The 22,436-nt window shown below is 68.8% G+C and carries 23 protein-coding genes and 1 pseudogene; 9 read left to right on the top strand and 15 right to left on the bottom strand.

The window, feature by feature from the left end; all coding sequences use genetic code 11:
- Positions 1-23 precede the first annotated feature (23 nt).
- Both Q8W67_RS07190 and Q8W67_RS07185 read left to right on the top strand, forming a co-directional pair.
- Positions 24-1,073 (top strand): patatin-like phospholipase family protein, encoded by a 1,050-nt coding sequence (locus Q8W67_RS07190; protein ID WP_305542917.1) that lies wholly within the window; start codon positions 24-26, stop codon positions 1,071-1,073.
- A 353-nt stretch (positions 1,074-1,426) separates the two neighbouring features.
- Positions 1,427-1,627 (top strand): hypothetical protein, encoded by a 201-nt coding sequence (locus tag Q8W67_RS07185; RefSeq protein WP_305542914.1) that lies wholly within the window; start codon positions 1,427-1,429, stop codon positions 1,625-1,627.
- A gap of 156 nt (positions 1,628-1,783) precedes the next feature.
- Here Q8W67_RS07185 and Q8W67_RS07180 read toward each other — a convergent pair whose 3' ends face one another.
- From Q8W67_RS07180 to Q8W67_RS07165, 4 genes are all read right to left on the bottom strand, one after another.
- Positions 1,784-3,685, bottom strand: a complete 1,902-nt coding sequence (locus tag Q8W67_RS07180) for a DUF3604 domain-containing protein (protein WP_305543008.1) — start codon at positions 3,683-3,685, stop codon at positions 1,784-1,786.
- Positions 3,686-3,755: 70 nt separating this feature from the next.
- Positions 3,756-4,772 carry a HupE/UreJ family protein gene (locus Q8W67_RS07175; RefSeq protein ID WP_305542995.1) on the bottom strand — a complete coding sequence of 339 codons (1,017 nt, stop codon included), beginning with the start codon at positions 4,770-4,772 and terminating at the stop codon, positions 3,756-3,758.
- A 5-nt stretch (positions 4,773-4,777) separates the two neighbouring features.
- The gene (locus tag Q8W67_RS07170) at positions 4,778-5,629 is read right to left on the bottom strand and encodes a peptidylprolyl isomerase (RefSeq protein WP_305542912.1); all 852 of its coding nucleotides are present in this window, start codon (positions 5,627-5,629) and stop codon (positions 4,778-4,780) included.
- A gap of 130 nt (positions 5,630-5,759) precedes the next feature.
- Positions 5,760-5,951: a hypothetical protein gene (locus tag Q8W67_RS07165; protein ID WP_305542911.1), complete on the bottom strand. Its 192-nt coding sequence runs from the start codon at positions 5,949-5,951 to the stop codon at positions 5,760-5,762.
- 760 nt (positions 5,952-6,711) lie between these two features.
- Between Q8W67_RS07165 and Q8W67_RS07160 the strand changes: the two genes are divergently transcribed.
- On the top strand, positions 6,712-8,019 hold the full coding sequence (locus tag Q8W67_RS07160) for a TAXI family TRAP transporter solute-binding subunit (RefSeq protein WP_305542908.1): 1,308 nt from the start codon (positions 6,712-6,714) through the stop codon (positions 8,017-8,019).
- A 71-nt stretch (positions 8,020-8,090) separates the two neighbouring features.
- On the opposite strand, the gene Q8W67_RS07155 is transcribed toward Q8W67_RS07160, so the two are convergent.
- Together Q8W67_RS07155 and Q8W67_RS07150 are read right to left on the bottom strand one after the other, a co-directional pair.
- Complete coding sequence (locus Q8W67_RS07155; protein ID WP_305542905.1) at positions 8,091-8,630, bottom strand: hypothetical protein; 540 nt, start codon at positions 8,628-8,630, stop codon at positions 8,091-8,093.
- Between the two features lie 360 nt (positions 8,631-8,990).
- Positions 8,991-9,683: a DUF892 family protein gene (locus Q8W67_RS07150; RefSeq protein ID WP_305542902.1), complete on the bottom strand. Its 693-nt coding sequence runs from the start codon at positions 9,681-9,683 to the stop codon at positions 8,991-8,993.
- Positions 9,684-10,046: 363 nt separating this feature from the next.
- On the opposite strand from Q8W67_RS07150, the gene Q8W67_RS07145 reads away from it, so the two are divergent.
- Positions 10,047-10,445, top strand: coding sequence for a hypothetical protein (locus Q8W67_RS07145; RefSeq protein ID WP_305542900.1), 399 nt, complete (start codon positions 10,047-10,049; stop codon positions 10,443-10,445).
- A 118-nt stretch (positions 10,446-10,563) separates the two neighbouring features.
- Positions 10,564-10,989 (top strand): hypothetical protein, encoded by a 426-nt coding sequence (locus tag Q8W67_RS07140; protein ID WP_305542897.1) that lies wholly within the window; start codon positions 10,564-10,566, stop codon positions 10,987-10,989.
- A gap of 95 nt (positions 10,990-11,084) precedes the next feature.
- Here Q8W67_RS07140 and Q8W67_RS26775 read toward each other — a convergent pair whose 3' ends face one another.
- Both Q8W67_RS26775 and Q8W67_RS07135 read right to left on the bottom strand, forming a co-directional pair.
- The gene (locus Q8W67_RS26775) at positions 11,085-11,438 is read right to left on the bottom strand and encodes a GCG_CRPN prefix-to-repeats domain-containing protein (RefSeq protein ID WP_370693830.1); all 354 of its coding nucleotides are present in this window, start codon (positions 11,436-11,438) and stop codon (positions 11,085-11,087) included.
- 110 nt (positions 11,439-11,548) lie between these two features.
- Positions 11,549-12,730, bottom strand: a complete 1,182-nt coding sequence (locus tag Q8W67_RS07135) for an AraC family transcriptional regulator (RefSeq protein WP_305542895.1) — start codon at positions 12,728-12,730, stop codon at positions 11,549-11,551.
- Positions 12,731-13,485: 755 nt separating this feature from the next.
- On the opposite strand from Q8W67_RS07135, the pseudogene Q8W67_RS07130 reads away from it, so the two are divergent.
- Positions 13,486-13,653 (top strand): annotated as a pseudogene (locus tag Q8W67_RS07130) (IS3 family transposase); the annotation flags it as partial.
- A 112-nt stretch (positions 13,654-13,765) separates the two neighbouring features.
- Here the strand turns inward: Q8W67_RS07130 and Q8W67_RS07125 are convergent.
- From Q8W67_RS07125 to Q8W67_RS07105, 5 genes are all read right to left on the bottom strand, one after another.
- The gene (locus tag Q8W67_RS07125) at positions 13,766-14,413 is read right to left on the bottom strand and encodes a protein-L-isoaspartate O-methyltransferase (protein ID WP_305542892.1); all 648 of its coding nucleotides are present in this window, start codon (positions 14,411-14,413) and stop codon (positions 13,766-13,768) included.
- Complete coding sequence (surE, locus tag Q8W67_RS07120; protein WP_305542889.1) at positions 14,410-15,174, bottom strand: 5'/3'-nucleotidase SurE; 765 nt, start codon at positions 15,172-15,174, stop codon at positions 14,410-14,412. Before surE ends, Q8W67_RS07125 begins: the two co-directional genes overlap by 4 nt.
- Positions 15,174-16,589: a serine--tRNA ligase gene (gene serS, locus Q8W67_RS07115; RefSeq protein ID WP_305542878.1), complete on the bottom strand. Its 1,416-nt coding sequence runs from the start codon at positions 16,587-16,589 to the stop codon at positions 15,174-15,176. The genes surE and serS overlap by 1 nt, the downstream gene beginning before the upstream one ends.
- 97 nt (positions 16,590-16,686) lie before the next feature.
- Positions 16,687-17,052, bottom strand: a complete 366-nt coding sequence (locus Q8W67_RS07110) for a nuclear transport factor 2 family protein (protein WP_305542875.1) — start codon at positions 17,050-17,052, stop codon at positions 16,687-16,689.
- Positions 17,053-17,122: 70 nt separating this feature from the next.
- A complete protein-coding gene (locus Q8W67_RS07105) occupies positions 17,123-17,578 on the bottom strand; it encodes an OsmC family protein (protein WP_305542872.1) in 456 nt (151 codons plus the stop codon).
- 170 nt (positions 17,579-17,748) lie between these two features.
- On the opposite strand from Q8W67_RS07105, the gene Q8W67_RS07100 reads away from it, so the two are divergent.
- Entirely contained in the window at positions 17,749-18,615 is an 867-nt protein-coding gene (locus Q8W67_RS07100) for an ATP-binding protein (protein ID WP_305542869.1), read from the top strand.
- A 66-nt stretch (positions 18,616-18,681) separates the two neighbouring features.
- Here the strand turns inward: Q8W67_RS07100 and dut are convergent, their stop codons facing one another.
- Together dut and Q8W67_RS07090 are read right to left on the bottom strand one after the other, a co-directional pair.
- Entirely contained in the window at positions 18,682-19,152 is a 471-nt protein-coding gene (gene dut, locus Q8W67_RS07095; protein ID WP_305542867.1) for a dUTP diphosphatase, read from the bottom strand.
- Complete coding sequence (locus Q8W67_RS07090; RefSeq protein ID WP_305542865.1) at positions 19,149-20,030, bottom strand: CoA ester lyase; 882 nt, start codon at positions 20,028-20,030, stop codon at positions 19,149-19,151. Before Q8W67_RS07090 ends, dut begins: the two co-directional genes overlap by 4 nt.
- 106 nt (positions 20,031-20,136) lie before the next feature.
- Between Q8W67_RS07090 and Q8W67_RS07085 the strand changes: the two genes are divergently transcribed.
- On the top strand, positions 20,137-20,889 hold the full coding sequence (locus Q8W67_RS07085; protein WP_305542862.1) for a DUF429 domain-containing protein: 753 nt from the start codon (positions 20,137-20,139) through the stop codon (positions 20,887-20,889).
- A 1,015-nt stretch (positions 20,890-21,904) separates the two neighbouring features.
- Positions 21,905-22,420, top strand: a complete 516-nt coding sequence (locus Q8W67_RS07080; RefSeq protein ID WP_305542859.1) for an NUDIX hydrolase — start codon at positions 21,905-21,907, stop codon at positions 22,418-22,420.
- Positions 22,421-22,436 lie beyond the last annotated feature (16 nt).

The raw sequence follows: 22,436 nt of genomic DNA, 5'->3' as shown, positions 1-22,436 counted from the left end.
TCTCGGGATGGGGTCTCGATCCTATGGCGAACGACGCGATCACACCGGGGGAGTGCGAGCGGGACCAGGTCCCGATCGACCTGGCTCTGCAGGGCGGCGGCGCCCACGGTGCCTTCACCTGGGGCGTTCTCGACCGCCTGCTGCAGGAGCCATGGCTCAGGATCGACGGCATCTCCGGAACGTCGGCCGGCGCCATGAACGCGGCCGTCCTCATTGACGGATACGAGCAGGGCGGGGCCGCCGGCGCGCGCGCGGCGCTCCAGGCCTTCTGGGACGCCGTCTCGCGCGCGGCGCAGTTCAGTCCGCTCCAACGCAGCCCGCTCGACGTGATGCTCGGCCGCTGGACCCTCGATTACGCGCCCATGTACTTGGCCGCGGACATGATGGCGCGGGTATTCTCCCCGTACGACCTCAATCCGCAAGGCTTCAATCCGCTGGGGCGGATCCTGGGCACGCGGCTCGATTTCGGACGGATCGCGCGCAGCCGGATCAAGCTCTTCGTCACCGCCACGAATGTTCACACGGGCCGGGGCCGGGTATTCCGAAACGCCGAGGTCACGGCCGACGTGCTGCTCGCGTCCGCGTGCCTGCCGACCCTGTTCCAGGCGGTTCAGATCGACGGCGCCTACTATTGGGATGGGGGCTATTCCGGAAATCCGACGATCACGCCCCTCGTCTGCGAGTGCGAGTCGCAGGATACGATCATCGTGCAGGTCAATCCGGTCGAGCGCGCACAAGCGCCGACCTCGGCCCGGGAGATCCTCAATCGGCTGAGCGAGGTCTCGTTCAACGCGGTCCTGCTCAAGGAACTGCGGATGATGGCCCTGCTGCGGCAGGTCGCGCCCGCGGATAACTCGGAATGCGCCAGATGGGCCGCCATGCGCATGCATCACATCGCCAGCGACGTCGTCGCGGGCCTCGGTTCCTCGTCGAAGCTCAATGCGGAATGGGCGTTCCTGACGATGCTGCGGGACGAGGGACGCCGCTGCGCCGAGGCTTTCCTGAACGACCATGGGGCGGATCTGGGCTGCCGCCCTTCGTTCGAGCTCGACCGGCTGCTCGAAGGCGTTTGACGCGACCGGCGCCTGCCAGGAAAACCTTCGAGGCAGGCTTGACTGCTCCAGTTGAACCTTGATCATGATCAATGTGCGATTGTTAAATTGTGAGATTGTCGAGCTTCGGGTCGATGCTGAACTGAATTTTCGATAGATTCCGGACTCAGGCGTCTGCAGGCTCCGTTGAGCCGGCCAAGCGGCTGAAGACCAGCCCACGTCTCTTCAGGCCAGTGCGCTCGGGAGGTGGCGCTGCACACCGTGTTCAGACCGTCCCGATATCGGGGGCGCCCTCAAGCCCCGAACCGCCGTCGCGTCCGGCCGCCGTCGGTGATGGCCCGGCCCGGCGCGCATGGACAGAGGAGTGAATATACATGGACAAGATCCGAGCTCTTCGGGGGGCGCTGTCCGCCCTCCCCCTGCTGACCTGCGCCACGTTCGCGGACGCAGCGCCCGCCGGCCCCACACCAGACAGGGAATTGGCCGGCCCGACGGTGTCGAAAGCCGGCGTCACCATCGGCCGTCATCGGGCGCTCCCGAAGAAGAAGCGCATCCATCACGAGCGGAAGACGTAGGCTCGGTCGCGGGCCGGGCTGTCGCGACCGCGTGCAGATCCCTGAGCGCTCGCCCACCGACGGGACGGACCATTCGGTGGGCGAGCGCGTGAGACGAGGGCCCGGATCGGACCTTCGACACGCCGTACCCCACCCGAAGGCCCGGGTAGCGTTGGCTCACTCGGCAGGTGAATACCAGATCGGCGACGTATAGGCGCGTTCCTGAATCGATTTCGGCACGTCAGGCGCGAGTTTCAGCCCGTAATATTTGGCGTCGTATGCTGTCCAGCGGGGCGTCGGAATCTCGAGGACGCGACCGTAGTAGAAGGCTCGCTGTCTCGGGTCGAAGTCGGGGTCTTCCCAGACGGCGATCAGTTCGGGGCTCCCGATGGTGTTGCTCCAGGTTGCGCTGGCGAGATCGACCGTGTTGCCGACGGGCGGCAGCTTGCCGTCCTCAGTCGGTTTGCGCGCGCCCGACCACGCGACATCGTGGACCTTCTCCTGCATCTCTCCCCGCTCGTCCAACCAGCCCTTGACGATCTGATAGCGGTCGAGATTGGCCCCGATCGGATCCTTCAATGCCGCCACCAGGAAGGTCGGGGCCTTGCCGGCTGGCGCGGGGCCGAGATCGCCGCCCATCGGGACGCCCTTGGCATAGCCGGCGCGCGCGGGGCTCCTGCTCCGGGCGTCTGCCTGCTCGAACGCATACCCGCCGAAGAAGCGCACCAGCATGCGCGAGCCCGTCGTCGCGTAGGTCTCTCGGCGCTCCATCGCGTCGAAGAGGGCCGCGCGCGTGTTCTCCGTCGCCCACACGGCCGCGTAGCCGGAGGCGGAGGTTTCCCACTCGTAGAGCGTTCCAGCCGCGCCCTTGACGAAGATGCGGCTGCTTCGTTCCGCATTCGGCTCCATCGCGGAGGTCTTGCCGAAATAGTTGTCTTCCTCGACCGCGCTCAGCCCGGTATGGGCGTCGGTCGAGCCGATAAGGCCGAACTTGTAGGGGTTGATCCCCGTCTCGGCCTCCAGCTTGAGACCGAGCTTCAGTCCTGAGCGGGCGTACTCGTGCTGGAGCATGGGCGGCGTCTTGGCGACGCTGAGGTCGAGATTGCCCTTGTCCCAGCGCTCGAAATTGGCGAACTCGTCGTTGGGCGAGAGATAGGGGTGGGTCTCGCCGTCGCCTTTGATCTGCGTCGCCTCGTAGAGGCGCTCCCACTTGGCCCTGATCTCTGCATAGGCGCGATCGATCCTCCGATCGGTGCCGGGCTCGATGATCGGAAACATGCGGCCGTTGGAGAGATTGCCGTTGTGCGCGATCGCCAGCAGCCGGCCCCCCGTCCTGTCCTCATAGGCGGCCATCCATGCCCAGAGATCGCGCGGGTTGTCGCTGCCGAAGGGCGCCATTGTCGTGTAGGGCGCGGCCCGGCCGGCGGTTTCCCCGCCGTCGCGGAAGATGACGTTGCGGTGGAGATTGTTGCCCCCGGTGTTGGAGGTCCACTCGTAGCCGATGAGGGCCGTGAACCGGCCAGGATCGTTGGCCTCGTCCGCCGCCTTCACGATCTCACCCCAGGCCGACCGATAGGCCCCCCCGTCCGGCCGGTAGACCAGCGCCGTGGGGAAGGTCCCCTGGGAGAAGGCCGAGATGATCTGGATGGCCGCCGCCGCACCCTGGCCGTTGACGATCATGTCATGCCACGTCCGGCCGATCGGATCGGCCAGGATGTTCGGCTTGCCGGCCAGCAGGTCCGGGAAGAAGCCCAGATTGTCCGAGTGGTCGGCAACGACCAGGAAATCGAGGGGCCGGGACAGCTTCGCGGGCTGGCCGGAGGACGCGGTGACCTGCTCTCCCTTGGCGAAGCGGTAGGCCTCCCTCGGTCCGAGCCGGGCACCGAAGGCGCCGGCGTCGAACGAGAAGGACGTGTGCAGGTGCGTGTCGCCGAAGAACGGCCGGCTGGGGAAGGTGCGGTCGGCGTAGGGCGAGTAGGCGCGCTTGGCCGGGTAGAGCCTGTCGGCGGCGTCCTGGGTCAGCGTGCCGACATCGGCCGCCGTCTCGTCCACGGCCCGTGCCGGATGGGCGACGGGCATGACCGTCAGGCCGAGGAGCGCGAGCTTCCGGATCACACGCTGAGCCAAGACAGCCTCCCAGAATCGAGCTTCAGAACGTGGCGACGCGCTGGATGGCCCAGGCCATCGCAAGGCTTCCGATAAGGTAAGGGGCAACACGGGTCGTCCAGCGTGGGAGCGGCCCCCGCAGGCGCCGCGACAGGGCGGCCAGCGCCAGGACAGTGCCGACGAAGAGCAATTGGCCCGCCTCCACCCCGAGATTGAAGAACAGCAGCGCGACCGGGACGTGCCCGGCGGGCATGCCGATCTCGCTCAGCGCGCCGGCGAAGCCGAAACCGTGCAGCAGCCCGAACGCGAAGGCGACGAGCCAGGGAGCCCGGGCGGCGAGCCCGGCCCGACCCTCGCGGGTCCGCAGGATCTCGGCCGCCACGAACACGATCGAGAGGGCAATCACCGCCTCGACCGGCTTGGGCGGCACGTGGACGAAGCCGAGCGCCGCGGCGGTCAGGGTGATGCTGTGCGCGGCCGTGAAGGCCGTTATCGCCCAGACCAGCTGACGGGCCGACGGCGTGATCAGGATCAGGCCGAGCACGAACAGCAGATGGTCGAACCCGAGCAGGATGTGCTCGATGCCCAGGGAGAGATACGTGCCGGCGACACGGATCCGGCTCGGCGAACCTGCGATCGTGGCCTGCGGTGCCGCGGGTGTGAGCCGATGATCGGCAGAGCGTCCGTCCGCGAAGGTGACGCGCAGCAGGGCGTCGGACACCGTGTTCTCGAGGCCGACGACCCCGATGCTCTGACCGGCCAGGCCATCCTCGGCGCGAACCTGCCAGGTCTGCACAAGTGCATCCCCGGTATTGCGGGCGAGGACCGGCGATACGGGTTCGACCCGGCCCGAGAACCTGACCGTCAAGGCCAGCCTCAGGTTACCCCGCATCGGCGTCTTGAACAGCACATCGAAGAGACCGGGCGCCCGTTCCTGCACTTCGAGATAGGCGGGCCGGATCTCATGCGCGAAACCGACCGGGCATGTCAGCAAGCTCAGCGCAGCGAGAAGCGCGACGCGGGCCGACAGGCGGGTCGGGCTCCAGCGACGGTGCGTCATCGGGCTCACGGGCCGGTCTGCCGATCGGGCGCGTCCATGAGGACCGGTCGCGCGCTCACGTCCCAGACGATGCCGTACTTCGCGCGGAGCGTGCCGAGGTATTCCTCTTTCAGCGCGCGCTGCCTCGCCCCGTACCACGCCTCCGTGACCGCGCCCTTGACCTCCGCGAAGGGACGTACCGCACCCTGCGTGCGGCTAGAGATCCGCACGAGGTGCGGGCCGTAGGCGGATCGTACGGGCCCGCTCCACGCTCCCACCGGCAGGGCGAAAACGCTCCGGGCGAAGTCGGGACCGAACAGGCTGGACAGGCTCTGGGGATCGATGTCGGTGAAGGCGTCATCGAGGGCCAGGGGATCCCCGACCGTCGGCCGCGCGTCGCTGCCGACGGACGAGAGCAGTGCCCGCGCCGCGGTGGCCTCCGCGGCGGCGTGGTGCCGGCGCGCAGGGCTGAAGAAGACGTGCCGGAAGGAGATCCGGGGCGCGCTTCGGTAGCGTTCGGCATGCTCCACGTAGAATTGCCGAATCTGGTCTTCACCGGGCTCGGCGAGACGGACTGTGTCCTCGACGAGGAAGCTGAGCTTCTGCGCCAACCGTCGCCGCACCACCGTATCGTGCTGGTCGAGGCCGAGGGCTCTGGCCTCCCGCGCCAGGAGTTCCTCGTCGAGCAGCGTCGTGAGGAGATCCCGCATCTCGTCGGGGGTCGGATCCCGCCGCCACTGGCTGGAGAAGGTCTCCCGGACCCAGCGCGCCTCGCCCTCCCCGATCCTGATCGGCTCCGGCATTGGCTCGGATTGCGCGCCGCGGTTCAGCCAGGAATAGCCGCCGAACAGGACGGCACCGGCGAACAGGAAGTGCACGAGCGGCTCCCTCACCAGGGGGGCAACCCAAGACGCAGCGAGCTTGCTCTTCGCCGAGCCGGCGTGCTCCGCCCCGGCCGGAGCGCTCGCCGCCGAGGCGGGAGCCGGTAGGGCGAGCGGAGGCATGGCCCTAATCGTAGCGCCGGGCGACGCCGGCGACGCTCGTCGCGGTCGCCGGACGTCCGATCCGGGCCTCGGCCTGGGATACGGAGGGGCGGCCGTTGAACAACCCGGATGGCGGCGCACCGGTCATGAGGCCTATCCCGAACGCGGCGGCGCCGATCAGGCCGCTCCGTGCAAGCCGCCAGCTCATCCAAGTCATGGCTCGATCCTCGCTCGGGCCAAGGTCCTGTCGCCTGGCCTTCCACCGTGGCCCTCGCATTATGATTGAATTCGTCCCGCGCGCTTGATTGCGCGAGACAACCCGGCACGAAGCATCCCCGAACATGGCGAGAGAAGTGCGGCTTCGTGTTCTCGGGAAATCTGGTCCGCGGCGCGGTTTGCGCAGTCCCTGTCCGATTCGGTCAAGGACCGCCCGTCGATACGGGCTAGGATGAAGTGGTTTCGTCCGTTCGGGGGCTGCCGAAAAGGCCGTCATGACGATCTCACGGGCCTGCGCTGCTGTCCTGATGCTCTCCCTCCCAGCCTCGGTCGCGGTTGGGTTCATCCGCGCGGATGCGCGTGTCCGCCTCGCGCAGGGCAGCGTCACCATCCCCAGCGACGCGCAACTCAACCGTCTCGAACGCGAGGCGATCACCACGCCTCCGCTCGATGTGGGCGAGGGTCTACCGGGCGGCGAAAGAGGGGCGCAGGAGCGGCATCGGGATCGGCGTGATCATCGCATTGATCGAAGGCTCCCTGAGCGTGGTGGGGCTTGCGACGATTGCTAGGCGGTTCCGGACGGCGCACCCGCGCGTGGGCCGGGCCGGTGCCGCTCTCAGGGGAATCCGCGTGGTCGTCCGAAGTCCCGGCGTGAGATGGTGATGCAGGACACCATACCCGCTTCTGTCGATCCCGACCGGGCTGGACCGGGCAATGTCGCACGCCGCGCGCCGCGGCGTGGGCGGTGGATCCGGGCTCTCATGGCGGGCGGCGTGTTCCTCGTCGCCGCCGCCGGCTTTGCCCTTGCCCATATCTGGTCGCCGCACGCCAACCTGCGCATCACGCTGGGCCCACCCGGCAGCACGGCCGAGCGCTTCATCACGGCCTTTGCATCCGTCTCCAAGGTGCAGCATCCCCGCGTCAACCTGGACCTCGTGCGGGTCGACGACCTCGCGGGGAGCGCCAAGGCGCTGGAGGAGCGCCGGACCGACCTCGCCATCTTGCGCAGCGACGCGGCGGCGCCCGCCAATGCCCAGACCATCGTGATCCTGCGCAGGGACGTCGTCGCCTTCGTCTTGCCCCCGCACAGCCCCGTGAAGTCGGTCGCCAACTTGGCGGGGAAGACGGTCGGCATCGTGGCCGGGCGGCTTCAAGACACCAACGCGCGCGTCCTCGACACCGTGCTGAGTTTCTTCAACCTGCCCGAGAAGGATGTCGGAAGGACGTTTCTTCCGGTGGACGAGCTGGCCCAATCGATCCGGCAGAAGAAGCTGGCGGCCATCCTGGCGGTCGGTCCCATGGCGCCGGGCGAGGTCGTCGACGTGGTCGCCGCGGTCGCGCGCGCCACCAAGGGGACGCCGGGCATTCTCGGACTCGACGAGGCGGAGGCGATCGGCAAGCGGTTCCCCAGCTTCGAATCGATCGACGTGCCCATGGGCGCGTTCCGGGCGCGCCCCGCCACGCCGAGCGACTCCGTTACGACGCTGGCGGTCACCTATCGGTTCGCCGCGTCGGAGCTGATGCCCAACGTCGTCGCGGCAGCCATCGCCCGGTCGATCCTGACAACCAAGGCCAAGCTCGCGGCCGTGACGCCGCTCGCCACCCAGATCGAGGCGCCCGATCCGGACAACAAGAGCCCGATCCTGCCCGTCCATCCGGGCGTCGCCGCCTACCTGAGCAACGGGGACCAGAGCTTTTTCGACCAGGCCCAGCAGTATTTCTATCTCGGCGGCCTGGTTATCAGCCTCGCCGGATCGCTCCTCGCCGCCGCCTCGGCGGGCTGGGCCCGACGCCGATCGGAGGCAGAGTGGCGCCCAGTCCGGCGGCTGGTCGAGATCGCCGACGCGGCACCCTGTGCCGACCGCGCAGGGCTCGCCGCCCTGGAGGGCGAGTTCCGGGAACTCGTCTCGGCGATGCTGGGCTGTTCGTCAGGCGCCGTCGGCCACGATTGCCTGTCGGCCTTTTCGACGGCCCTGGCGCACGCGCGCCATGCCCTCGACCGACGTCGGGCGAGCCTCGGGCCGGAGACAGCGCTCCCGTCCGCGCCGACGCTCGTGGTCGCCCATTGACGACAGGCCAGGATGGGGCACACGGCGGCTGCCGCCGGCTCTTCGGGAAGCCGCGGCCTTTGCGAGCGGTGCTACCCTGCCTCCGGCGCGCGGAGGAGCAGGGCGCGCAGGCGACCAGCGCCCAGCACGCGGCCGATCTCCCGGTAAGTGAAGTACGGGAGTAGCGCCACGAACATCACCCAGGCGAAGGTGAGCACACCGCGCGGGCCGCCGGCCATTTCCGGCAGGACGGCGCCCGGTCCCTTCCCATGCCAAGCGCCAACCAGCACCTCTTCCAGACCGTAGGCCGCTACCAGGACGGCCGTGAACAGGAGAGAACGGTACAGGATCACGTAGACGAGGGGCCTTCGCCTGATGCGCCGACCGAGGCCGAGCGATCCGAGCTTCGCCGCCTCGGCGATCAGCATGAACTTGGCTAGAACCAGGGCGTTGATAAGCCCGAGCGCGTAGAAATGGTAGCTCGGATAGTGCGGGATATCCTGGTCGATCCGTGCGTAGATGTTGATGCTGAAGAGGATCAAGGTGCCGAAGACGACGATCAGGTAGATCGCAAAGGCCAGGTAGCGCTTCGCCTCGGCAGCGGCCCGTCGCTTCAGGGATCGGACCGGCATGCTTGCTTCGGCACGTGACAGATCCCCGGTGCCAGGGGCGCCGGAAGCAGTCTCTTGAGACAAGACTGGGGGCATGGCTTGTCCTCCGCGGCTCCCGTCAGCTCACGACCCGGGGCGCGCATCCGGGCTGTTCCTGCGGGTTGTTCCTGGTGGCTTCCGGCAAGCGCCCGGGCGCTCGCCGAACGCGGTTTCCGGCCGGCGTCACGTCCGATCCGCCCCTCGCACTGGGGTGTCGATCGTCCCGCTGAAGGGCGCCTTGAAGCGGACCTGCGCGCCGAACCGATCCGCCGGTGTACCGAATCCGCTCCCACGCTTGAGGCCCCGGATCGGTTGCCCGATTCCGGGCCTGACAGGCCGCGGTCAGGCGGCCAGCATGACGGCGTGTTTGCTCTCGATCGTGCGTCGGATCAGGCGGCGGGTCCTCTCGGTGAAGGCCAGCTTGTCCGCCAGGCAGCTTTCCAGCAGGACGCCTACCCCGAAATGCCCGCTCACGTCGGCCATGGCCACGAGGGCCACGTATTCGGCGATGCGCAGATGCATCAGGTGATTGGCCTTGATCAGGATGAACAGGGCCTTGGCCGCCGGGGTCTGGATCTCCGCCAGTTCGCGCCGAAAGTCTTCGAGGAAGACTTCCTGAAGCCGGCCGTTCGCCGTGATTGGCTTCTCGCCGATCAGCTCGAAGCAGCGATCGAGCGACTTGATCGTCTTATCCTGGATGAAGGCGCGTGACTGAAGGGCCTCCTGGATGGCCGGATCCTGCGCGGCCTGCCCCAGCTCTTCGTAAATCTTCGTCGCACGTTCCGCGTGATGCCGGGCATCACTCAGCATGCGCACGAACAGCTCCTTCGGTGTCTTGACCGGCATGGCAATCTCCTCACGCTGCATCATTTCCAACCGTGGCATCTCTCGAATGCCCAGACCGCTTCGCGCACCCTTGGCCTGACCGGAGGCAGCGCTCTGCCGGAAGCGGGGAAGAGCGGAATGCGCCGACCGCCGTGAAGCCGGGATCGGTCCCGCCCTGATCGGGCGATGCAAGGTCAGCAATCTACCCATGCATCACCGCACCGAAGCGAAGGACGTAGTATGCGTCCGCGGCGATCACATGCTTGATCGGGCGAGACACCGGCCGAACCGGGGATCGGCCACGCCCGGGCGGCCCGGGCACCGTGCAGAAGCGGCGGGCAGGATGGAGATCTGCGGGCCCCGTTTCGGGTACGGATGCTCGGGCAAGACGACCCGCGGCCGCAGGAGCGGCACAGGTTTGCCGCGCCCGTTCACCGGGGCGCGTCCTCGCGGATCAAGCGGCGTCAACAGCTCGGCGTTACCGTGCAATCGATCGTATCCGAGGGGCCAGAGAGCTTCGCGCCTGGCTCTGGCTCCCCTCGGCAGGTCGTCCGCCAGAGCGGAGACCATCCCATGAGAACTCTCCGGATTGCGTCAGTGGCCTGTGCCGCCCTGATGATGAGCGGTGTGGCGGCCGAAGCGCGCGGCTTCCACGGCGGAGGAGGCTTTCGAGGCGGCGGAGTCCGCGCCGGCGGCTTCCAGGGCGTCCGGGTCGGTGGGGTCCGCGGCTATCGCGGGGCGGTGGCAGGGGGCTATCGCGGCCGTTACGGCGCAGTCGGCCGTTACGGTGGGGTCGGCCGTTACGGGTACGGATATGGCCGCTACGGTCGCTACGGATACGGCGTCCGTCCCTACGGCTACAGCCTGGGCGCGGCTGCTGTCGGAGCCGCCGCCGGCTGCGGCGCCACCTACGGCCGCTGCGGACCCTACGCCTACTACGATGCCTATGCGGGCGTCTGCCGTCCGTACTGACGCCCTTGCGACAGGGCCGAGGCGAGAGAGGCCCCGGCCCCCGATCATCCGGCCAGAGCTGGCGGCCCGAGCGGCCCGTTTCGGCAGACCGGCCTCAGAATGGGTTCGGTGAAACGCCATGACCTTTCGAATCGTCGCCCCGCTCCTTCTCGCAACCTGCTTGAGCGCGGCGGCGCTCGTGCAAGCGTCCGGCCTGCAGCAGCCCGCGGCGCTGATCCACGGCAACTATTGCGGCCTCGGCAACAACGCCCCGTGGCCGCCCGTCGATGCGCTCGATGCCGCCTGCGCGCGCCACGACGCCTGCACCCCCATCGGCGGCTTGCCCTCACGGGCCTGCAACCTGCGGCTCCAGTGGGAGACAGACCGCATCTCGCGCGATCTGCGGCAACCGGACGATATCCGCGCGCTGGCGGGCTTCATCGCCGCCGGGGCCGCCCTTCTGCCGTTCGACCCGAATGCGCCGATCGCCGTCAGGATCCCGGCTTCCGTCCGCTACGGCGCTCCCCCGGCCCCATCCCATCAGCCAGTCTATCGCGCCTATTAGAGCGCGCCATCAAGGACTCGAAACCGTACCCGGCCGCGAGGCGCCCGGGTACGGCGCGCGCGCAGGTCACCCGGAGCGGCGGACAGCCGACGCGGTCAGCGGCGGAAGCCGCCCCGCCGGAACCCGCCCCGGTACCCGCCGACGCGGCCCCCGTAGACGGCCCGGCCGCCCCGATACACGCGCCCACCCCGATAGACGGCCCCGCCCCGGTACCCGTAACGGGGGCCGCCACGGTATCCGTAGACCCCGCCGCCCCGGTATCCGTAATATCCCGGTGCGCCGTAAACGTTCGGTCGGCAGGCGCCATAGGGGCCCCGATGAAAGCCGGGCCCACACCCGCCGGCGGCTTGAGCAGGCGCGATGCCGAGCCCGCCCGAGTCGAGAGAACTCAATCCCAGCAAGACAGTCAGCGTGAGGGCCACGAGCGAGATCAACCGCGTCGTTTTCATCGGGTGCTCCTAAATACGACTCTTGAGATGATATAATTCAGCGATTTTTATTGGATCCGCGCGCCGATATCGGGCCTTAGATTTATAAAATGACTGTGGTACGGTGTCCGTTAGAATGCATCCCAGACATGGTCTGAAAGGCTGGCCCGTTCATCCCGTTCACGATGAGGGAGGGGAATAGGCCGCGTCGGATCGGCTGCCGTTTCCGGATGCCGGCTCGCGTGCCGCCAGATGCTGGGCGTTGTGCCGGACCAGCGTCGGAACGCGTGCGTGAAGGCGGCCGCCTCGGAGAAGCCCAGACAGGCTGAGATATGCGCCAACGTCATGTTGGTATCGGCCAGGAGCTGTTTCGCCCTCTCGAACCGGATCTGCGTGGCAACCGATCGGAAGCTCGTGCCTTCGGTCCTCAGGCGGCGGCTGAGGGTGCGCCGATGAACCGCCAGGTGACGCGCGACGGCATTGCCGGACCACGGGTTCTGGAAGAACTCCTCGCGCAGCAGCCGCCGCAGCTGCTGCGACATCTGGAGCGGAACTGCTGCCCCGAACTGTCGGATGCGGTGTTCCGCCGTCCGGTGGGCCGCTCGATCTGCACCCGCGATCGGCTGCTCCAGAAGGCGTGACGAGAAGGCGATGGCCGCCCATTCCTGGTCGAACCGGACGGGCGCGCGGAAGAAGTGCCAATAGGGGCCCGTGTGGTCCGGCGGCGCCCGCGGCAGCAGAAGTTCCGACGGGGACCAGTGAGCGCCGCACAGCCCGCGGATGATATTGACGACGGTGGCGAGCGCCCCCTCCGATTGGAGGCCGACCGCCGTCGCGCCGGCCTCGTACGGAAAATAATGAAGCAGCGCCAAGTCGGCCTCGACGCAGAGTCTGACCGCGGAGCCGCACGTCCACGCCCAGGGCCAGGTCTCTAGCACATGCAGCGCGTCGCCGACCGTTTCCGCGTTCCGGATCAGGACGTTGCTCGGCCCGAGCTTGGAGAGGGCGATGCGCTGTCCCACGAGCAGGCCGAGATGGCCGCACTGCGTGCGGCTCGCACCCAGTTGAAGCAATCGGCCGAGAGCGGCATTCGGGATCGGCCTGCCATCGTCCCTGGACGCCCACGGATCACAACCTGCCTCGCGCAGGAGGCGAACGGGATCTGCGCCGAGCTCTGAGAGAACGGCACAGGTTGCGCTCGTGACGACGCCATGGACGCTGTCGGCGGAGGGGGGCTGGTCGGCATCCTGTGGCTGCAAGGAATCGAGGAAATCACAAGGACCGTCGAGCGCGTGAGCAAGGCGATTGGCCATTGCAGAAATCCCATTCTCCCCCAAGCTGGGCGAGTTCACGGGATTGCCCGAGCGATCACATTGCGCTGGATCAATGTCCTCTTTCGCATGAAGAATTGATTGTAAATTTGAGCGGTAAATATAATATTTGTTATTGCCTTTTCGCCTAGCACCCCCTGTGGATTGCCACTTCGGCAATCGAAGACCTGCTATTTCCTTCCTCCGGATCTCGGTAGAATGATTGGGATCGAACCCGGCTCCGAATCGACGGACGCCCAATGCGGGGCCATCATCTCGTCGGTCATCGGGGGGCTCTCGGTTCGGGGCTGGCTGTCGCAACCCGAACCTACCCGGCAACCGCCGATGACCACCCCGCGAGGAAGCCCGCCCGCTACAGCGCTGTGGAGAGCTCGCGGACGGGCTTCCTCGCTACCGGCGAGCTACACCACCACCAGGGACACGACCAGGAGGGTCCGCGCACAAGGTGCGTGGATGCCGTGCGGTCGAGCACGGCAAGGGCAGGTCGAGAAAGCGAAGGGACGGCTCCGAAGGTCAGGGTTCGGTGTCCACTACGCTTCTACGTTGGCATAGTTTGGCGACCTAAGCTGCAGGCTAACTTATTGTATATACATACGGATATGCTTGGCCTCATATGATTTCCAAGGCAGTACGACGGGGTGTCATTAGGGCAATATGCCTAATGCGATGTGTCGTCCGAGCGGCGACTGCGCCTGAAAGCACCGCCCCGCCCCTCGTCCCCGGCGCGAGGATCGCCCGCCGATGTTCGCTCGGCCTGCGCGCTGCCGCACCAGACCTGCGGCAGAGCGTGCGTGACGCACCAGTTGCGCGAGCAGGGCCTCGAGGCGGGGCGGCGACGCGTGGCGCGGCGTGCGAGAGAACGGCTCGAAGCCCGGAAGCCCCGACGCTTCCGGCATACGGCCGACATGCTCTTCCGGCGGCGCCACTCCGCGCGCGGCTTCGTCAGCCCCGTCCACGTCCAGACGCGCATCGCCGACCAGACCGCTCCTCACTGAAGCGAAGCAGGTCCACGTCACGTCAGAGCACCCGCGCCAGCCCCGGCACCAGCGCCGCGAGCCGGGTCGGTGCCCCCGGCTCCGGCGCAGCGTCCGGCTCCGCCACAGCGGCGATCCGGCAGCCGCCGTCCAGAATGATCCCCAGCACCAGGCGGCCCCCAGGCTCGAGCGCCGCGCGCCAGTGCGGTGGGATCGCGTCCACGCTGCCGTGCACCAGGATCCGGTCAAAGCCGCCGTCCGGCAGGTCTGGTGCGAGCCCGTCCGCCTGGACCACCCGCACCTCGGAATGTGGGACCAGCCGCGCGGCGGCGTCCTCGGCGAGCGTCGCGTAGCGCTCCAGGCTCAGAACCGCGCCGGCCCCGAGCTTGGCCAGGAGCGCCGTGACGTAGCCCGAGCCCGTGCCAATCTCCAGAATGCGGTGGCCCGGTTCGACGCGCAGGAGCGCCAGCATCTGTGCCACTGTCGATGGCGCCGTCATCGAGGCGCCGCAGGGCAGCGGCAGAGCGATGTCCCGCCGGGCTTGGGCACGGTGGGCCGCGGGCGCGAACTGCTCCCGCGGCACCTGCTCCATCGCCCGCAGGATCGCGGTGTCCCGGAGGCCCCGGCCCCGGAGCGCCATGACGAAGGCGGCGTTGCCGGCAGCCTCCTCAAGGCTGCCCAGGTCGATCACTCGGCGAAAGCCTGCGCGAAGCGCGTCAGCGTCGGCTCGTCCGTGAGGTCGAGGCGGAGCGGCGTCACCGAGATCCGCTTCTCCGCGATGGCCTTCAGGTCCGAGCCGTGGCCTGGCTCGAACCGGGCCTTGGCGAAGGCCAGCCAGAAATACGGGTTGCCGCGCCCGTCCACCCGGGCGTCGATCGACAGCAGCGCCTGATTGCGGAAGCCCTGCGCCGCCACGGCGACGCCCTGAACGGCGTCGGGCTCGCAATCCGGGAAATTCACGTTGACCAGGATGCCCGGCTCGATCCCGGTCTCTAGGATCTTCCGGACCACCTTCGGCCCATGCTCGCGGGCGCAATCCCATTTGAGATTGCCGCGCCCGCCTGCCCCGTAGGCCTGGCTCATCGCGATGGAGCGAATCCCCAGGATCGTGCCCTCCATGGCGGCCGCGATCGTGCCGGAATAGGTGACGTCCTCGGCGACGTTCTGGCCGCGGTTGACCCCCGACAGGACGAGGTCCGGCCCGTGCTCGCCCAGGATGTGGCGCACGCCCAGGATCACGCAGTCGGACGGCGTCCCCTTCACGGCGAAGCGCTTCTCCGACACCTGCCGCAGGCGCAGCGGGTCGTTGAGGGAGAGCGAGTGCGACACGCCGGACTGGTCGCTCTCGGGGGCCACCACCCAGACATCGTCGGACAGCTCCCTGGCGATCTCCTCAAGGGTGGCGAGCCCCGGTGCGTGGATGCCGTCGTCGTTGGTGACAAGAATGCGCATCAGCGGGCCCCTTCGATCCGGTTGAGCCCGCCCATGTAGGGGTGGAGCACCGACGGGATCGTGATGCTCCCGTCCGGGTTCTGGTAGTTCTCCATCACGGCGATGAGCGCGCGGCCGACCGCGACCCCAGAGCCGTTAAGGGTGTGGACGTAGGCCGGCTTGCCATCCTTGCCGCGGTAACGCGCGTTCATGCGGCGCGCCTGGAACTCGCCGCAGACGGAACACGACGAGATCTCCCGGTTGGTGCGCTGGCCTGGCACCCAGACCTCGATGTCGTAGGTCTTCTGGGAGGCGAAACCCATGTCGCCGGTGCACAGCGTCATCACCCGGTAGGGCAGATCGAGTTTTTTCAGGACCGCTTCCGCACAGGTGAGCATCCGCTCGTGCTCGTTGGCGGAGTCCTCCGGCGTCGTGATCGAGACCAGCTCGACCTTGTTGAACTGGTGCTGGCGCAGCATGCCGCGGGTGTCCCGCCCCGCCGCCCCGGCTTCGGCGCGGAAACAGGGCGTAAGCGCGGTGAAGCGCAGGGGCAGCTCTTCCTCGCGGAGGATCGACTCGCGCACGAGGTTGGTGAGCGGCACCTCGGCGGTGGGGATGAGCCAGAAATCCTCGCGCGTCGGAGCCGCCTCGATCGCTCGGTCGACCACATCGGTGAGCCCCAGCGCGCCCTCGCGGAAGGCTGCCGTTTCGGCCGCTCCGGCGTGCGCCAGGGCCTCGTGCAGCATCTCGGCTCGGCTCTGGATGTTCGAGGAGAAAAACTGGTCATCGGCAAATTTCGGCAGCTGCGCGGTGCCGAACATCGCCGCGTCGCGCACCAGAACGGGTGGCGCGACCTCCAGATACCCGTGCTCCTGCGTGTGCAGGTCGAGCATGAACTGGCCGAGCGCCCGTTCCAGCCGGGCGAGCTGGCCCTTCAGAACCACGAAGCGCGAGCCTGAAAGCTTGGCCGCGGCCTCGAAATCCATCAGTCCGGTGGCCTCGCCGAGTTCGAAATGCTCGCGGCCCTCGGCGAGCCGATCGCGGGTCGAGGCGTGGCTGCGGTAGAGGACGTTGCCGTGCTCGTCGGCGCCCTCCGGCACGTCGGGCTTGGGCCGGTTCGGGATCGACGCCAGCCTGTCGGCGAGCGCCCGGTCGGCCTCATCCTGGGCCTTCTTCAGGCCCGGCTCAGCGCCCTTGAGCGCCGCGACCTCTTCCATCAGCGCGCTCGCGCGGGCCTCGTCCTTCGCCTTCTTGGCGCCGCCGATCTCCTTGGCCAGCGCGTTGCGCCGTTCCTGGTTCGCCTGCGCCGCCGAGACCGCGGATTTGCGCGCCTCGTCGAGGGCGATCAGATCGGCCGCGAGCGGCGCGAGGCCCCGGCGGGCGAGGTCGCGGTCGAAGGCGTCCGGGTTGTCCCGGATGGCGCGGATGTCGTGCATCGAATCGGCTCTGGTCGTAGGTGCGCGGCGTCGGAGCGCCATCCGCTTTGCCGCATCGCGTCGGGAGGGACAAGCGCGGGGGCGCGCGGGCGCACCGTCAGTCCTTCGGGGGCGCGATCTTCAACTGGTCGATCGCCCAGAGCCATGTCCCGTCCGGCTGCTCGCGGGCGACCTCGACCGAGAGCGTGCCGTCGGGCAGCCGCGCGAAGGTCAGGGCGAGCGGGCCGCTGCGCAGGGGCGGAAGCGCCTCGGCAGCGGGAAAGTCCGACTTGCGCGCCAGAAGCTTCGCGTAGAAGGCCCGGATCTCCTCATGCCCGGTGGCGACGACCCGCCCGGCCGCCAGCACGGCCTCCGGTTCGTAGAGGGCCACCAGCCCCTCGACATCGCCGGCATTGGCCCGCCGGTTGAAGAGGCGGGCCAGAGCGCCCGGCTCACGGGCGTGATCGCGTTCGTCAGGGGGCATGGGAACCTCGATCCGGTGGCGGGTGCGCGTGCAGAGAATGCGCCGGGCCGCCGATCTTTCCCGGCGCGGGTCATTTCAAGCGCGTGCCGCAGCCATCCGCCAACGAGACGGAGACCGGGATCCCGGCCTTGACGCTCTCCGAGACCGTGCAGAACCGCTCGAACTGCTCTAGAACCCGGTCGATCCGGGGCATCTCGGCCGCCGCCGCGCCGAGGCGGATGCGCACGTCGATTCCGGTGATCCGCAGGCGCCCTTCCGGGTTTCGCTCCACTTGGCAGGTCGCCTCGGCCTCGACGCCCTGCGCGTCCTGCCGGAATTTTCCGAGGGCGAAGACCAGGCTAGCACAGAGGCAGTTCGCCACCCCGGAGATCAAAAGCTGCTCGGGGACCGGCCCGGTGTCGCCGCCGATCGGGAGCGCCTCGTCGGTCATGAGCTCGGGCCGCGCTCCGCCGAAATCCACCGCGAACACGTAGGCGCCGGCTCCGTTCCCGACTTGCCTGATGCGGATCGTCGATCCCGCGTCCATCGACGCCCTCCCCTTGTGTCGGCCGATCCGGCTCGTCCTCGCGGAAGATCAAACGCCCGATCCCGGAGCGCGTTCAGCGCTCGGGACCTCGTCAACGGAGGCGGATGATTTCCGCGGGCGAACGCCGTAGGACGATGGCTCGATCGACCCGGAAGCGAACCCCCGATCCGATGACGAGCCTCGAGACCCTGATGCCGCTCCTGGAGCGCATCGCCACCGCGCTGGAGCGGGCGGCCCCTCTGGCCCCGCCGGCCTTCGACCCGGACGCGGCCGACGCGTTCCTGTGGGGACCCGAGCGGCGACTGAGCCCGGTGCCGCAGGTGGCGCGGGTGGAGATGGGCCTGCTCACCGGCATCGACCGGGCTCGCGACATCCTCATCGAGAACACCGAGCGCTTCGCCCGTGGCCTCCCGGCAAACAACGCGCTGCTGTGGGGCGCCCGGGGCATGGGCAAGTCCTCGCTGGTCAAGGCCGCCCATGCAGAGATAAACGCCCGCCGGCCCGGCGGCGCCCTGCCGATGAAGCTCGTCGAGATCCACCGCGAGGACATCGAGGCCCTGCCCGACCTGATGGCGGTCCTGCGCCCAGACCCGCATCGCTGGCTGGTCTATTGCGACGACCTCTCCTTCGACGCCGACGACACCTCGTACAAGTCGCTCAAGACCGCGCTCGACGGCGGCATCGAGGGCCGGCCGGGCAACGTCCTGTTCTACGCCACCTCCAACCGCCGGCACCTCCTCGCCCGCGAGATGGTCGAGAACGAGCGCTCGACCGCGATCAACCCCGGCGAGGCGGTGGAGGAGAAGGTCTCGCTCTCCGACCGGTTCGGCCTCTGGCTCGGCTTCCACAAATGCAGCCAGGACGAGTTCCTGGCGATGATCCGCGCCTATGCCGACCGCTACGGCCTCGACCTTCCGCCGGAGCAGCTGCGCGCCCAGGCGCTGGAATGGGCCACCACCCGCGGCTCCCGCTCGGGCCGCACCGCCTTCCAGTTCATCCAGGATCTCGCCGGGCGGTTGGGCAAAACGCTGGATTGAGCATCGACGCCCCGGCGCCCGTTCACCCTACCGGGCCCGTGCCAGGATGGATCCGGCCGGGCGCGCCTAACGCCCGCTCGACCCGAACCCGCCCGATCCGCGCTCGGAGCCGGGGCCGTCCTCACCCTCCAGCACGGTCAGCGCCGGCCGGGTGATCCGCGTGAACACGAGTTGTGCGATCCGTTCGCCCGGCTCGATCCGGATCGGCTTCGCGTCGTCGCGATTCCAGGCGGAGACCATCAGGGGGCCCTCGTAATCCGCGTCGATCACCCCGGTTCCGTTGCCGAGCACCAGCCCGTCGCGGTGGCCGCGCCCGGACCGGGGAAAGACCAGCCCGCACCAGTCGGAATCGCGGATCAGCACGCTGAAGCCCGCCGGGATCAGGACGGCCTGTCCCCGGGGCGACAGCACGAGCGGCGCGTCGAGGCAGGCATGGAGGTCGAGGCCCGCCGCCGCCGCGGACCCCCAGCGGGGGAAGCCCCAGCCCGGGAGCCGAGGGTCGAGCAGGCGCAGGCCGACGTCCGGCAGATCGCTCACGCGCCGAGCCGCGCGATCGCCTCGGCCACCGCCAACGTGCGCCGGGCAGCCTCGACATGGAGGCGCTCCACCATGCGCCCGTCCAGGGCGATGACCCCGCGCTCGCGGTTCTCAGGTGCCGCGAAGGCCTCGGACACCCGGCGCGCCTGAGCGATCTCATCGGCGTCGGGCCCGAAGGCGGCGTTGGCCGGGCCGATCTGGCTCGGGTGGATCAGCATCTTGCCGTCGAAGCCGAGATCGCGCCCCTGCCCGCACTCGGCCTCGAACCCGGCCGCGTCGTTGAGGTCGGTGAAGACACCGTCGATCGCCTCGATCTCGTAGGCCCGGGCGGCGGCGAGCACCGTCATCAGCCAGGGGACCAGGGCGGCCCGCCCCGGGGGGCGGATCCGGGCCGCCTTCAGGAGGTCGTTCGGGCCGATCACCAGGGCAGCGAGGCGTCCGTCCACGTCCCGGGCCACCCCGGCGATCTCGGCGGCGTTCACCACCGCCATCGGTGTCTCGATCATCGCCCAGATTCGTGTCGCGGGCGGTGCTCCGAGCCGGCGCAGGCGGGACCCCACGGCGATCAACGTGTCCGATGTGCGGACCTTCGGAACCAGGATCGCGTCCGGACCGGCCTGAGCCAGCGCCTCCAGATCGGCCTCGCCGTCCTCGGTCTCGGGCGGATTGATCCGCACCACGACCTCGCGCCGTCCGAAGCCGCGCCCGGCGACCGCTTCCGCGACCCGCGCCCGGGACGCATCCTTCATCTCTGGGGCGACGCCGTCCTCCAGATCGATCAGGATCACGTCGGCTGGAAGCGCCCGCGCCTTCTCGAGGGCCCGGGCGTTTGAGCCGGGCATCGCGAGCACGCTGCGGCGGGGACGGATCTCGCTCATCACGCTTCTCCCGGGCGGGCGGCTGTGCCCATCCGGTCGCCGATAGCTTTCCGCCGCGTCCCGAGCAAGAACGCATCGCGGGGCGGACCCGCCTCGGAGGACGCGGATGGCGCGCTGGGTTGCTGGCCTCGACGGTTGCCGGGGCGCCTGGGCGGGCGCGCTGATCGATCTCGACGATCCCGCCCGGCACCGCTGCGCCGTGTTCACCGACGTGGCGGCCCTCCTCGATGCGCCTGAACAGCCGCTGATCGTCGGCATCGACGTGCCGATCGGCCTGCCGGACCGGATTCTTGGGGGCGGTCGGGGTGCCGACCGGGCCGCCCGCGCCCGGCTCGGGCCGGCGCGGTCCTCGGTCTTCCCGATGCCGCCCCGGGCCGCCGTCTACGCGCCGGACTATGCAGCGGCCAAGGCCGCCTCGCGCGCGGCGAGCGATCCGCCCTTCGCGCCATCGATCCAGGGTTACAACATCTTCCGGTACGTCCGGGCGGTCGATGGACTGCTGCGCGACCGGCCGGAGGTCCGGATGCGGGTCCACGAGGTCCATCCGGAGGTCGCCTTCCACGCTCTCAACGGCGGCCGACCGCTGGGCCTGCCGAAGAAGGGACCGCGCGCCCGGGAGGGATTGGCCATGCGGCGTTCACTCCTCGCCGCGGCTGGCCTTCCGACGGCGCTGCTCGACGCCCGTGCCGCCGGCGTCCCGAAGGACGATCATCTCGACGCGCTGGCGGCCCTGGTGGTGGCCCGCGATCTCCTGTCCGGATGCGCCGTGCCGCTGCCGGAGTTGCCGGAGCGCGATGCGCACGGACTGCCGGTCGTGATCTGGGCACCGGCACTGCGCGAACCGATGCCACTTGTGTGAGGTCGGAACGCGCCGCCCGAGACGCGGCCCGCAAGGGGTGGCGCCGTTCGACATCGTCACCCGGGGCTCCCGCCCGCTCGACAGGGCGGGCGGCTCCGTTCGCCTCTGCTCACCGGCTCGATGGCATGGCGAGCGGCGGCTTGCCATTGCCCTTCCAGACGGTGGTCCGATCCGTCGGCGCCGAGAACGTCGCGGCAGCCGAGCCAGTGCTCTTCAAGCCCTCGAAGACACCGGTTGCCTTCGCGACCTTAAACCTCCCGACGGCCGTCATGCGCCCTTGTGCGTCGGTCGTGACCCTGCCGGTGCACCGACTGCTCGTGTTGCCGTCCGGTTTCGTGAACGCAATCGCGGCCTGGAGGGGCCCCGGCCGCGAACAAGCACTACCGTCTCCGTCATCGTGCCCCGGGCATTGCCGAGGCCTTCCCAGGTATTTTTATCGATGACGGAGCCAATGTAATCGAAATTTATCCAATTATTGACTGTTGATTGCGGCTTTGTTCATCGTGGTATGTCTTAATAAAAAATATATAAATATTATCCATGGCATTGATGCGGCGCCGTCTCGGGGCTGTTCTTTGTGTCGGTCCGGGCGCCTGCCCGTACAGACGCAGCCGCAGCCCTCGGCGTAGCCATATCGTCTGTGCTGCGCGGCCGGGCCGTGAGGTCGGCGGCTGCGGGCGTGGCCCTGAGTATCGAATGCGCGTGAGGTTGTAGAACCTGCTTGGGCCGCGCGGGCACGGTGATGGTTCTCCCATCGCTGCGACAGGGCGTTCGAGAACCGGATCGAACCAGCGCGTGCACATCCGAGTACTGGCAAATGACGCGTGACGTGGCGCGTGCTGACGCTTCCCGTCGAGGCGGCGCTCGATCGTGCCCGGATGGACGGCCATATACCCGCCCGGCGGCCGGTCGCCCGAGTCCGGGACCCCGTTCCAGCCGGATAAACCCCTGAATAAATCGATCTGTCGAGCCCGACCGGTGTTCGTCCGGGACGCAACGCTCTAGCTCAATCCCCATGAGCGCAGACACTCCTCTTCCGGTCCGCCACATCGCCCGGGCCATCGTCCTCGATTCACAGGACCGGATCCTGCTGATCGCCTACGCGTCGGTCCACGCGAAGGGGCCGGACGGCGAGCCGTTGCGCTTCTGGTTCATGCCCGGCGGCGGCCTGGAGCCCGGCGAGGACCACGTCACCGCCTGCCGGCGAGAACTCGAGGAGGAGATCGGCCGCGGCGATGTCGAGATCGGCCCGCAGGTCGCCGCCTGCGACGGTCCGTTCCACCTGTTCCGCCAAGCGCGGGACGCCCGCGAGCGCTACTTCCTGGTCCGGCTCGCCGACGATCGGGTCGACACCAGCCGGCTCGCCGAGACCGAGGACAACCCGGTGATCGGAACCCGCTGGTGGCCGATCGCCGACCTCCGGGCAAGCGGCGAGCGGGTCGAGCCGGCCGGCCTAGCCGACCTCGCGGCCGACCTCGCGGCGGGGACTATTCCTAGCCTTCCGCGCGTTCTGACTTGGCGCGACCATTGAGCCGGGCCTCGCAGCT

It is taken from the genome of Methylobacterium sp. NEAU K (assembly GCF_030700285.1).
Taxonomy (GTDB): domain Bacteria; phylum Pseudomonadota; class Alphaproteobacteria; order Rhizobiales; family Beijerinckiaceae; genus Methylobacterium.
Note: the sequence above shows the minus strand (reverse complement) of the source record. Positions and strands in the feature narration are given on the sequence as shown.